General features: G+C 52.3%; 9 protein-coding genes. 6 read left to right on the plus strand and 3 right to left on the minus strand.

What is annotated here, in order from left to right; all coding sequences use genetic code 11:
* Positions 1-108 precede the first annotated feature (108 nt).
* Positions 109-528, minus strand: a complete 420-nt coding sequence (locus N3Z11_RS03270; RefSeq protein WP_260655707.1) for a hypothetical protein — start codon at positions 526-528, stop codon at positions 109-111.
* Between the two features lie 322 nt (positions 529-850).
* On the opposite strand from N3Z11_RS03270, the gene N3Z11_RS03275 reads away from it, so the two are divergent.
* The 3 genes from N3Z11_RS03275 to N3Z11_RS03285 all read left to right on the plus strand — a co-directional run bounded on the left by N3Z11_RS03275 (position 851) and on the right by N3Z11_RS03285 (position 6,034).
* A complete protein-coding gene (locus N3Z11_RS03275; RefSeq protein ID WP_260655708.1) occupies positions 851-1,945 on the plus strand; it encodes an HlyD family secretion protein in 1,095 nt (364 codons plus the stop codon).
* 89 nt (positions 1,946-2,034) lie between these two features.
* Positions 2,035-4,818, plus strand: a complete 2,784-nt coding sequence (rbbA, locus tag N3Z11_RS03280) for a ribosome-associated ATPase/putative transporter RbbA (protein WP_260655837.1) — start codon at positions 2,035-2,037, stop codon at positions 4,816-4,818.
* 1 nt (position 4,819) lies between these two features.
* Positions 4,820-6,034 (plus strand): ABC transporter permease, encoded by a 1,215-nt coding sequence (locus N3Z11_RS03285; protein WP_260655709.1) that lies wholly within the window; start codon positions 4,820-4,822, stop codon positions 6,032-6,034.
* A 25-nt stretch (positions 6,035-6,059) separates the two neighbouring features.
* Here N3Z11_RS03285 and N3Z11_RS03290 read toward each other — a convergent pair whose 3' ends face one another.
* Together N3Z11_RS03290 and N3Z11_RS03295 are read right to left on the minus strand one after the other, a co-directional pair.
* On the minus strand, positions 6,060-7,982 hold the full coding sequence (locus N3Z11_RS03290; RefSeq protein ID WP_260655710.1) for a diguanylate cyclase: 1,923 nt from the start codon (positions 7,980-7,982) through the stop codon (positions 6,060-6,062).
* Positions 7,983-8,061: 79 nt separating this feature from the next.
* Positions 8,062-9,003 carry a LysR family transcriptional regulator gene (locus tag N3Z11_RS03295; protein WP_260655711.1) on the minus strand — a complete coding sequence of 314 codons (942 nt, stop codon included), beginning with the start codon at positions 9,001-9,003 and terminating at the stop codon, positions 8,062-8,064.
* A gap of 157 nt (positions 9,004-9,160) precedes the next feature.
* Between N3Z11_RS03295 and N3Z11_RS03300 the strand changes: the two genes are divergently transcribed.
* From N3Z11_RS03300 to N3Z11_RS03310, 3 genes are all read left to right on the plus strand, one after another.
* Complete coding sequence (locus N3Z11_RS03300) at positions 9,161-9,916, plus strand: type 1 glutamine amidotransferase domain-containing protein (protein WP_260655712.1); 756 nt, start codon at positions 9,161-9,163, stop codon at positions 9,914-9,916.
* 71 nt (positions 9,917-9,987) lie between these two features.
* Positions 9,988-10,848 (plus strand): glutathione-dependent disulfide-bond oxidoreductase, encoded by an 861-nt coding sequence (gene yghU, locus N3Z11_RS03305; RefSeq protein ID WP_260655713.1) that lies wholly within the window; start codon positions 9,988-9,990, stop codon positions 10,846-10,848.
* A 292-nt stretch (positions 10,849-11,140) separates the two neighbouring features.
* Positions 11,141-11,818 carry a phosphoribosylanthranilate isomerase gene (locus N3Z11_RS03310; RefSeq protein ID WP_260655714.1) on the plus strand — a complete coding sequence of 226 codons (678 nt, stop codon included), beginning with the start codon at positions 11,141-11,143 and terminating at the stop codon, positions 11,816-11,818.
* Positions 11,819-11,846 lie beyond the last annotated feature (28 nt).

The following is an 11,846-nucleotide window of genomic DNA, read 5'->3' on the forward strand; positions in this document are numbered from 1 at the left end:
ACTGAAGAGTGGGCTTTTAACGTTACGGGTGCTGTTGGCTGCTGCAAATGCGCTCGGAGCGTTTATCGCAACAGCAGCACGGCCAGCGGCTGGCCGTGCTGCTGTTGATTAGAACTTATAACCAATATTCAGTACAGCAATAGTTTTGCTGTCGCCATCACGGCCTCTGTCGGTGCGATCGGCCTGGCCTAAACCAGCGCCCAGTACCCAGCCGCGGCCACTAAAACTGGTTAAGTGATAGTCGTAAGTGACTAACACCAGCTCTTCAGCGTTAAAGATGTCAGATTCGGTGCCATACATCAGGCCAAAAGCATGAGGGCTGCCTGGCGCTGGTGCCATTTGTGCCCCCAGTGCCGCACCATGAATACCGACACCGGCAAAAAACGCCAGATTGTTTTCGCGGTAACTGATTTTGGCGCCTAAGTCGCCATATTGCGGGCCAAAACCGGCTGCCGGAATAAATTCACCGGCAAATGCAGGAGTGCTCAGCAGCAATGCAGTTATCAGAGCAAGGTTATGTTTTTTCATATCAGGTTCCTTCATAAAGCGGGCGGCTGCTGCACAACAACAACCGTTGGGGCGGTAGCCAACAGCCTGAGGCTGTTGGCTTACAGCGAAAAAGTGCAGGCGAGTGTAAAAGGACAAAACTGAATTTGAACTGACTACAGTGCCAGCATTGCCGCACAAATTCAGGGCTGTTGACACGTTTTTATTGTTTTATCTCAAGCAGAGCAGACTTTTTGCACAAATCGCTTTTGATATGCCATAAAGTGAAACAACAAAAGCCTAAACAAAAAATGTCGGCGGGCGTCAGGCTGTTACAGTGCTCCGCCGTCCCAGGGAAGCTCAGATGCAACAAGCAAATTCGGGGTATTTACAGCAAGGGCGCAGCAATTTGTTGCTGTTGGGGGTCGTGGGGGCGCTGCTTATCGCGGCAGCCGGTTTTTGGTATCAGCATTATGTCAGGCAAAATGGCAAAGATAACCTGCTGCGCGCCAATGGCCGTATTGAAGCCACAGAAATTGCCATTGCCAGCAAAAGCCCGGGCCGGATTAAAACAATTCTGGTGGATGAAGGAGATTTTGTCAGTGCAGGCCAGTTGCTGGCGGAAGTCGAGTCCGACGCTTTGCAGGCGCAGTTAGCCCAGGCGCAGGCGCAGCTAAAACAAAGCGAAAGTATGTTGTTAACGGCACAAAGCCAGTTACAACAAAGAGAAAGTGAAAAAAATGCCTTAAAGGCCGTGTTGAAACAACGGGAAGCTGAGCTGCAAGCTGCCCTTGCCAGAGCGAGCCGCACCGACGCTTTGGCACAAAGTGGTTCAGTATCCAGGCAGCAGGCCGATGACAACGACACTCAGGTGGCCAGTGCCAGAGCTGCACTCAGTGCTGGCTTGGCGCAAATTACTGCAGCAGAAGCAGCGATGACCTCAGCCAAAGCGCAGATTTTATCGGCGCAGTCGGCGGTGGAGGCGGCAAAGGCCACAGTACACAGAGTGGAAGTGGAGCTGAATGACAATCAGCTGAAAGCGCCGCGCGCTGGCCGCATTCAATACCGTATTGCACAAAGTGGTGAAGTGGTGGCCGCTGGCGGCAAGGTATTGAGTCTGATTGATTTAACTGATGTGTATATGACGTTTTTTCTGCCTTCGGCCAGTGCCGGCCAGATTGCGCTTGGCAGCGAAGTACGGCTGGTGCTGGATGCTGTGCCACAAAGGTCGATTCCGGCCAAAGTGTCTTATGTGGCCGATGTGGCGCAGTTCACCCCCAAAACAGTGGAAACGGCCAGCGAACGGGAAAAACTGATGTTCAGGGTCAAAGCCAAAATCAGCCCGGCCCTGCTGCAAAAACATATTCAGAAAGTAAAAACAGGTTTGCCCGGTGTGGCTTATCTGCGGCTCGATGACAGCCAGCCCTGGCCTGACAGCTTGCCGGAGCTGGCGCAGTGACAAAAACGCAGTCTGAAGCCGGACCTGATCTGGCGGCATTAAGCAAAGTTGCGCCCCCTGCAGCCGAGCCTGGAGCTGCTCCTATCGCAATGCCTGTAGCAACAGTGCAGTCGGTGTCGTTAAGTTATGGCAATACTGTGGCGCTGCATGATCTGACGCTCGATATTCCCGCTGGCAAAATGGTGGGTTTATTGGGGCCTGATGGCGTCGGTAAATCCAGTCTGCTGGCGCTGTTGGCAGGGGCGCGGCAAATCCAACAAGGCCGTATTGAAGTGTTGGGCGGCGATATCAGTAAACGCAGTCACCGCCAGCGGGTTTGCCCGGCAATAGCCTATATGCCGCAAGGGCTTGGCAAAAATCTGTATCTGAGTTTGTCGGTGGAAGAAAATCTGCAGTTTTTTGCCCGCTTGTTTGGCCATAATGCCTTTGAGCGCCGCCGCCGTATTGATGAACTGACCCGCGCTACCGGTCTTCATGAGTTTTTAAACCGGCCGGCCGGCAAGTTGTCGGGCGGGATGAAACAAAAACTCGGTTTGTGTTGTGCCCTTATTCATGACCCGGAGTTATTGATCCTCGATGAACCCACCACGGGGGTCGACCCTTTATCCCGCAGTCAGTTCTGGCAGTTGATTGGCCATATCAGAGCACAAAAACCAGGTCTTAGTGTGCTGGTGGCCACAGCTTATATGGACGAAGCCAGCCATTTTGACCATTTGCTGGTGATGAATGCCGGCACTTTGCTGTCACAAGGCAGCCCGGCACAGCTGTATCAACAAACCGGCTGTAACACGCTGGAAGCGGCTTTTATCCAGTTGTTGCCGCCTGAACTTCGTGCTTTACATCAGCCGGTGCTGGTGACCCCACTCGAGACGCAGACCGACCCTGTCATAGCCATAGCGGCCGAGCAGCTCACCATGAAGTTTGATGACTTTGTTGCTGTTGATGCGGTGAGTTTTCAAATCCGGCAAGGCGAAATTTTTGGTTTTTTAGGCTCCAACGGCTGTGGCAAAACCACGACGATGAAAATGCTGACCGGTTTATTACCGGCCAGTAGCGGCAAGGCCTGGCTCTTTGGTCAGGAGCTGAGCAGCAATGATTTATCCATCCGCCACAGGGTGGGTTATATGTCGCAGTCGTTTTCTTTGTATAACCAGCTGACGGTCAGGCAAAACCTGCAACTGCATGCCAGGTTGTTTCACCTGCCGGAAGCGCAAATTGCCGGACGTATTGAGCTGATGCTCAGTCGTTTTTCGCTCAAAGCGCAGCAGCACAGCCTGCCTGATCAGTTGCCGCTTGGGCTGCGTCAGCGCTTGTCGCTGGCAGTGGCCATGGTGCATCAGCCTGAGCTGCTGATCCTGGACGAGCCTACTTCGGGCGTGGACCCGATAGCACGGGATCAGTTCTGGCAGCTGATGCTGGATTTAGCCCGCAACGACAAAGTCACTATTTTTATCTCCACCCATTTTATGAATGAAGCAGAGCGCTGCGACCGCATATCCCTGATGCACGCCGGTAAGGTACTGGTTAGCGACACACCGGCCAATTTAGCCGCTGATCATCAGGATTCGCTGGAGCAGGCTTTTATATGGTATTTGCAGCAGGCAGGCGCAGGCGGCGCGGGGGCGGCAGCGGCACCATCAGCATCACCGAAAAAACAGGCGGCTGTGGTCAGCCAGCCTGACGCAACAACAGCTAAGTCGCAGACAGCTCCGGTTTTGCCGGTAAAAGCTGTCAGTTCAAACCGGCTTTTTAGCTGGCGCCGGTTATTTAGTTATTCCCGCCGCGAAACGCTGGAGCTTAAACGTGACCCTATCCGCGGTGCGCTGGCGCTCTTTGGTAGCTTAGTGTTGCTGCTGTTTTTCGGTTATGGCATCACCATGGATGTTGATGATTTGACTTTTGCCGTGCTGGATCAGGACCAGTCGTTACTCAGTCAAAACTATGTGCAGAACCTGGCCGGCTCACGTTATTTTATTCAAAAAGCAGATATCACCAGCGAGGCGCAGCTCGATGCCCGAATGCGCAGTGGCGAGCTGGCGCTGGCGCTGGAAATTCCGCCTGGTTTTGGCCGGCGCTTAAGCCGCGGTGAGCCGGTTGAAATTGGCGCCTGGATAGACGGCGCCATGCCGACCCGGGCTGAAACCACCCGAGGTTATGTGCTGGGCATGCATCTGTATTGGCTGTCGCAGCAGGCCAGGTTGCATGGCAGCAACAGCACACTAAGCCAGCAAGCGGTGGTGCAAACCCGGTTTAGGTATAACCCCGATATCCGCAGTTTAGTGGCCATGGTACCGGCGCTGATCCCGATGTTATTGCTGATGATCCCGGCGCTGCTGACGGCGCTGTCGGTAGTGCGGGAAAAAGAGCTGGGCTCCATTATTAATTTGTATGTTACACCGGTAAGCCGGCTGGAGTTTTTATTGGGCAAGCAGCTGCCTTATGTGCTGCTGGCGCTGCTCAATTATGCATTGATGCTGTTGATGGCCGTGACCCTATTTGCCGTGCCGTTAACCGGCTCGCAGCTGGCATTGTCGCTCAGCGTGTTGATGTTTGTTATTTTTGCCACTGCTTTTGGCCTGTTGGCTTCTACTTTTACCCGCAGTCAGATAGCCGCCATTTTGTTAACTGTGCTTGGCACTATTATTCCGGCGGTGCAGTTTGCCGGCATGATCAACCCGGTGTCAGCGCTGGAAGGCGGCGGCCGGCTGATTGGTGAGCTGCATCCGGCCAGCCATATGCTAACCATCAGTCGTGGTGTTTTTAGCAAAGCGCTGCAACTGGCTGATATTTACCCTTCGTTGCTCGCTATTACAGCTGCTGTGCCTGTGGTGCTGCTATCAGCGTTGTTGTTGTTAAAAAAGCAGGAGCGCTAAGATGAAGCCGCAGCAGAGCAACAACCAACATCACATCAGTACACAGCACTCTATCAGAGCCAGGCACCCTGTAAGTGCAGGGCAGCGCTGGCGGCAAAAGCTATTAAATATCTGGTTTTTATTGCAAAAAGAGTTATGGAGCCTGTGGCGTGAGCCTGTGATGTTATTGCTGATTGGCGTGAGTTTTTCGCTCAGCATTTACCTGGCCGGTTCGTCTTTGCCTGAAACCTTACATAAAGCCGCTATTGCCATTGTGGATGAAGATCAGTCGCCTTTGTCACTGCGGATTCAAAGTGCGTTTTACCCGCCTTATTTTGTCAAACCTGCGTTGCTGGCTCTGGATGAAGCAGACGCCGCACTGGATGCCGGTCGGTATAGTTTTGTGCTGAATATTCCGCCTGAATTTCAGCAGGATGTGCTGGCCGGGCGTTCGCCTGCACTGCAGCTCAGTGTCGATGCCACCCGCATCAGTCAGGCTTTTAGCGGTGCCGGTTATATTGAGCAGATAGTCACAGCACAAGTCAGTGAATATCAGCAAAAACACCGCAGCAACACAACGCTGCCGGTGGAGCTGGTGCTCAGAGCCAGATTTAATCCAAACCTGAAAAGTGCCTGGTTTGGCTCCGTGATGGAGCTGATTAATATGGTGACGATGATTTCAATAGTGCTGACGGGCGCTGCGCTTATTCGTGAGCGCGAGCATGGCACCATTGAACATTTATTGGTGATGCCGGTGACACCGGCGGAAATTATGCTGGCAAAAATTTTGTCGATGGGCGCAGTGGTGCTGATTGCCACTGCGTTGTCGCTGCATTTTGTCATTCAGGGTGTGCTGCAGGTGCCGATTGAAGGCTCAGTGTTGTTGTTTTTATGTTGTGCCGCTTTGCAGCTGGCTGCCACCACTTCGATGGGCATTTTTATGGCGACCATTGCCCGCTCTATGCCGCAGTTTGGTCTGATGATGATTCTGGTGTTATTGCCATTGCAGTTGTTGTCGGGCGGCATGACCCCCAGGGAAAGTATGCCGCAGCTGGTGCAATATCTGATGCTGGCCGCACCCAACACCCATTTTGTGCAGGCGTCGCAGGCCATTTTATACCGTGGTGCCGGTTTTGACGTGGTGTGGCCGCAGCTGCTGGCATTAACCCTGATAGCGGGCACGCTGTTCTGGTTATCTTTAAACAGATTTCGCGCCACGCTCAGTAAAATGGCTTAGGCAAAATCGGGCAGGCAAAACGGCTTTAACCGGCCAGCACTGCCTGATTACGCCCCTGTTGTTTGGCCTGATATAAAGCGGTATCGGCCTGATGCCATAACTGCAATAAATCGCCCTGAGTGCCAAGGCAGGCAATACCAATACTGACCGTCACCTGCAGCTGCTCGGCAATGTCGCTGACATTTAACTGCGCTACCTGCTGACAGAGTCGTTGTGCTATTTCCAGTGCCTGCTGCTCATTGGTATTGGGCAATAAACATAAAAACTCTTCGCCGCCGACCCGGCCCACTTTGTCTTGTGGCCTTAAGCCGGTTCTTAAACAGTGACCGACTTTTTTCAGCACCTGATCGCCGGCCTGATGACCAAAACTGTCGTTGATTTTTTTAAAAAAATCGATATCCAGCGCCAGTACCGCCAGTGGTTGTTGCTGCTGTTGATGTTGTTGCCACAACTGTTCGGCCATGGCCACAGTGTGACGCCGGTTCGGTAGCCGGGTCAGTTCATCCATCAAAGCTAAATCACGTAATTGCCGCGACAGCTTGTACTGGCGCTGCATCAGCAGCAGCAAACTCAGGATCAACAAAGCGGCAAATAACAAAGCGGTCAACTGCCAGCGTTTGATGCTGTTGGCATCAAGCAGTTGTTGCTGTTGCTGCTGATTTTTTTGCGCCAGCAGCTCTTTTTCACTTTTGAGTTGTTCGGTTTGTAACTGGGTTTTTAAAGCGCTGGTGCGCTTGTCCAGCAATTGTTGCTGCAAATAATGTTCACGTTCCAGTTGTTGTTGTTGCCGCACAAAAGCCTGTTGCCATTGCTGTTGCGCTGCGGCCACTGCGGCATATTCTTTATAAAGCCGGGCTTCAAAGCGCGGGTTGGGGTGTTGCTGAAAATAAGCGGCTGCCGCTGTTAAGTCTTGCTCTGCCGCTGGCCATTGCAAAAGCGCCATATAACTGATGGCGCGGCTAAGCTGCGTATAAGCCAGATATTCCTGATTGCCACTTTGCTGGTAATACAAAATGGTGTTGTTCAGCAGTTCAACTGCTTGTTGTGCCTTGCCGGCTTTGCTCAGCACCTTGGCTATAGCCCACTTGGTAAAAGCAATATCATCGGGCTGTGCCCTTTGTTCTTCTACCTTCAGCGCCTGTTGCAGGTAATCCAGTGCAGTGCCCAGCTCACCTTTACTTTCATAAGTGCTGCCAAGGTTATACAGGGCTGTGGCTTCATCCTGACGGTTTTGCTCTTTTCTGTGATAAGCCAGGGTTTGCTGGTACATGGCAATGGCTTCGTTGTAATCGGCCAGCGCCGGATCGGCATACAGATTTGCCAGCGCATTACTGACATAACTTAAGTTTTTGGCATTACCCAGCTGTTGCTCCAGCTGATAGGCCTGTTTTAAATCTTCCAGCGCCGCCGGATAAGAGCCCAAAGCGGCATATTGTTCACCTCTGAGTGTCAGGGCTCTGGCTTGTAAAGTCGGATCCTCGCCGGCCTTTGGGTGTAATAACAGCTCCTGATAGAGTTCAAGCGCTGCTTGGTTATTGCCAAGTTGCTCTGTTGCATAAGCGGCGCACAAGCTAAAACGCAGCTGCCAAAGTTCGGGCAGCTCAGCGCTCAGGTTGTTGCGCAGCGTCACAGCGGCCTCTGGCTCAGCAGGAGCCAGCAGCCAGCAAAATCTTTGTTGAATCACATTGTGCTGCTGCGGGTATTGGCTGAGCAGGCGGGCAAATTCCTGTTTGCTCTGTGCCGTGTTTGTTTGATACAGCTGCTCAGCTGCCGCGAGCGCCTGCTCCAGTTCGGCCGCTATACCGGTTACAATCGGCTGACCGGTCTGGTTGAGACTTTTTTGTGCTGACGTCTGGGCAGCAATCTGGTTGCTGAGCAGCAAGCTGCTGCACAACACCAGTTGCAGCATGGTTATCGTGCTGTGTTTGATTGACAGTTTTATTGTCATGTTGTTGATCCGCCTCCTTGCCCGTCCGGAACCACTATACCCCAGATCCAGGTTCAATAAAGTATCTGCTTGTTATAGTTCAACTTATTGCTGCAGTTGTGGCTCTGTTGTATCTGTTGGCGCATAAGGTGGCAATCTGCCTGCGCAACCACTGATGTAATAAATCGTCCTGACAGCGGGAGTGCCAAATCTGGCTGATTTGCACCGGTTTGAGCGTTAAAGGGCAGGGCAGCAGCTGTAAGCCGGCGTGCTGCGTCACTGCCGTTTCGGCCACAGAACGCAGGCAGGTTAATAACACATCGTTATGCAGCACCAGCGCAGGCGGCGCCATAAAACTGGAAATGCCGGCGCAGACATGGCGTTTGAGCCCAAGTTTGGCCAGCTCTTTGTCAACAATGCCGTCTAAATCGCCGGTCAGGGTGGTGACTATATGCTGCGCCTGACAATAAGACTGCAGTGTCAGCGGCGCACCGGCAAGCGGATGCTGGCGGCGCAGCAGCACCACAAAATCTTCCTGATATAGCTGCTGCTGATACAGGGTTTGTGGTAAATCGGTATAAAAACCGGCAATGGCCAAATCACATTCACCCCTTTCCAGCTCCTGCCTGGGCAATAAGCCCATGGTATTACGGGTGATCAGCTGCACAGCAGGGGCTTGTTCCAGCAACAGCTGTAACAAAGGCGGTAATAACAGGCTTTCAATATAGTCAGTGCTGTACAGATAAAAGCGGCGTTGCTGCTTTAAAAAGTCCAGGCTCTGGCTGTCCTGATAAAAAGCTTCCAGCTGACTGGCCAGGGCCAGTACATGCGGCGCCAGCCGGATAGCTTTGGGCGTGGCGGTCAGGCCGCGGTTTGAGCGGACAAACAAAGGATCGGCAAATTCGTGGCGCAGTTTATTCAGTTTGTGGCTGAGCGCAGGCTGGCTCAGCGCCATCCGTTCGGCTGCAACTGTCACATTTAACTCTTCAAATAACACCTTAAATAACAGCAGCAGGTTCAGATCTTTGTTTTGTATATTCATAATTTGAATTACACAGATTTAATCTATTCATTTCCCGTGATGTTAGCTGCTGGCTACACTTCGCACCAGTTGCAGTTGGGGCTGGCCCCGGCTCACTGCAGTAAAAAAGTAAAGAAACGCAACCACAAAGCCGGCAATGCCGGCGCCGGAGTGACCGATGAACAAGATTTCAATAGTAAAAAAATTAATGCTGGCGGCCGTGCTGAGCCTTGGCAGTCAGCTGGCGCTGGCGGCAGATAAAGTGCTGATTGTGGTTACCAGCCACCAGCAGCTTGGCAACAGTGGCGAAAAAACCGGTTATTGGCTGGGTGAAGTCACCCATCCATACCAAAAACTGCTGCAAGCCGGTTTTGAGGTAGAGATTGCCAGTATTCAGGGGGGCAAGGCACCGCTGGATGCGCGTAGTGTGGCGGAAAAAGATGGGGTGAATGACTGGTTTTTGGCGGATAAACAACATGCCGATAAACTGAACAACACCAAAAAACTCAGTGAGTTAACCCCATCTTCTTACAAAGCTGTGTTGTTTGCCGGAGGTCACGGCACTATGTGGGATTTCCCGTCTGACACGGCGTTGCAGCAATTGGCTGCTGCCATTTACCAGCAAAATGGTGTGGTGGCTGCTGTGTGTCATGGGCCAGCGGCTTTACTAAATATCCGGCTGAATAATGGCAAATATTTAATTGACGGCAAAAAGCTGACCGGTTTTAGTAACACCGAAGAAGCTGCGGTAAAACTGACCACAGTGGTGCCATTTTCGTTGGAAGATGAGCTACGACAAAGAGGCGGTATTTTCGAAAAAGCCGCTGACTGGCAGGTGAAAGTGGTGACAGATGAGCGGCTGGTGACAGGGCAAAATCCACAATCAGCCGCTGAAGTGGGTATGGCTGTGGTGAAGTTATTACAGGCAAAATAAGTTACTGTGAACAGCGGCCGCTGTTGGCATCGGCTCTGGTTTAAACTGGCCGGCAACAATGAGGATATAACATGCAGCAACAAGACGAATATACGCCCCCCAAAGTCTGGGTCTGGGATCAACAAAACGGCGGCGCTTTTGCAAGTATCAACAGGCCTGTTGCCGGCGCTACCCATGAAAAAACGTTGCCCAAAGGCCAGCACCCCTTGCAGCTTTATTCGCTGGCTACACCCAATGGCGTTAAAGTCACCATTATGCTCGAAGAGCTGCTGGAGGCCGGTTTTACCGGCGCTGACTATGACGCCTGGCTGGTGAGTATCCGCGAGGGCGACCAGTTTGGCTCAGGTTTTGTGGCCATAAACCCCAACAGCAAAATTCCAGCTTTACTGGATACCTCGGTACAGCCTGAGCTTCGGGTGTTTGAGTCCGGCAATATTTTGTTGTATCTGGCAGAAAAATTTGGGGCATTTTTGCCAAGCACTCTTTCAGAGCGCACCGAAGTGCTGAACTGGTTATTCTGGCAAATGGGCAGTGCACCTTTTTTAGGCGGTGGTTTTGGTCATTTTTACGCTTATGCCCCGCAAAAATTTGAATATGCCATTAACCGTTATACGATGGAAAGCAAAAGGCAGCTCGATGTATTAGAGCGCCAGCTGGCGCAGCAGCCTTATGTGGCCGGGCAAAACTACAGTATTGCCGATATCGCTATCTGGTCCTGGTATGGTGCTCTGGTGTTGGGCCGGTTATATAACGCCGCTGAATTTTTGGATGTACAAAGTTATCCCAACCTGCAGCGCTGGGCGAAACTCATAGACGCCCGCCCGGCGGTGCAGCGGGGCATCAAAGTGAACCGCAACTGGGGCGAGCCGCACGAGCAACTGCCGGAGCGTCACAGTGCGGCTGATTTTTTGCAGCTGCCCAAAGCTGAATAATACCAGCGGCAACGCGACCTGAGTGAGGTAAGCCGGGTCGCAGTTGCAGCTCATTTTGTTTGTTCCCTTCTGATGAGCTGCTGTGCTCATTCTTTTGTTATCTCCTGTGTTGTGATGGCTGTGACGGCAGTGCCTGTGCCTCGGTTGTTGGCTGCTGTTGTGGTTACAGGTCTTTTTTATTGTCATCAGATTATATCTTGACATAGAGATTCTTCACGTATTAAATGAATTTATCTTTAAGTAAAGATACATCATGTTGAGATACAGACCAATACACCGAAGGGAGAGCAAAATGAAACATCTGATCCAGGTAGCCGGCATTATCGACCGGCAGGAAGCACAACTGATTGTTAATGAAGGCGTGGAGTGGCTGGGTTTTCCGCTTCGGCTGCCGTCGGGTCGCGACGATATCAGCGAGCAGGCTGCCATCGATATTATTGCCGGCCTGGAACAACCCCATGCCGGTGTGCTGATCAGTTATCTGACCGATGCGCAAGAAGTAAGTACATTTTGTCAGCAGCTTGGTGTCACCGCAGTGCAGCTGCATGGTGATATCAGTGTGGCAGAGATGCAAAAACTGCGTCAGTTAAGACCTGACCTGTGCATTCTGAAAAGCCTGGTGGTGAAAGAGGATAACGCCAGCGAGCTGCTGCAGCTGGTGGATCAGTGTGCTGAATATGTCGACATGTTTATTACCGATACCTACAACCCGAAGACGGGCGCTAAAGGGGCAACAGGTTTAACCCATAACTGGGATGTCAGTGCTGAGCTGGTAAGACGCTCGCCAAAACCACTGATGTTGGCCGGTGGACTGACCCCGGACAACGTGGCTGCGGCTATCCGTCATGTCCGTCCTGCCGCCGTGGATGCGCATACGGGTCTGGAAGGGCCGGATGGGCGTAAGGATGCGGCAAGGATCCGCCGTTTTGTTGCACAAGCCCGCCAGGCTTTTGCCGAACTGGCCGCTTAAACCCTGTCAGCCCGCCTTTGAACGGCGG

Source organism: Rheinheimera sp. 4Y26 (assembly GCF_025245835.1).
In the GTDB taxonomy this organism is placed as follows: domain Bacteria; phylum Pseudomonadota; class Gammaproteobacteria; order Enterobacterales; family Alteromonadaceae; genus Pararheinheimera.

Coding starts and splice junctions, on each gene's coding strand:
- N3Z11_RS03295 (WP_260655711.1), bottom strand. CDS start 9,003: ATGAATATACAAAACAAAGATCTGAACCTGCTGCTGTTATTTAAGGTG.
- yghU (WP_260655713.1), top strand. CDS start 9,988: ATGCAGCAACAAGACGAATATACGCCCCCCAAAGTCTGGGTCTGGGAT.
- N3Z11_RS03300 (WP_260655712.1), top strand. CDS start 9,161: ATGAACAAGATTTCAATAGTAAAAAAATTAATGCTGGCGGCCGTGCTG.
- rbbA (WP_260655837.1), top strand. CDS start 2,035: ATGCCTGTAGCAACAGTGCAGTCGGTGTCGTTAAGTTATGGCAATACT.
- N3Z11_RS03270 (WP_260655707.1), bottom strand. CDS start 528: ATGAAAAAACATAACCTTGCTCTGATAACTGCATTGCTGCTGAGCACT.
- N3Z11_RS03310 (WP_260655714.1), top strand. CDS start 11,141: ATGAAACATCTGATCCAGGTAGCCGGCATTATCGACCGGCAGGAAGCA.
- N3Z11_RS03275 (WP_260655708.1), top strand. CDS start 851: ATGCAACAAGCAAATTCGGGGTATTTACAGCAAGGGCGCAGCAATTTG.
- N3Z11_RS03285 (WP_260655709.1), top strand. CDS start 4,820: ATGAAGCCGCAGCAGAGCAACAACCAACATCACATCAGTACACAGCAC.
- N3Z11_RS03290 (WP_260655710.1), bottom strand. CDS start 7,982: ATGACAATAAAACTGTCAATCAAACACAGCACGATAACCATGCTGCAA.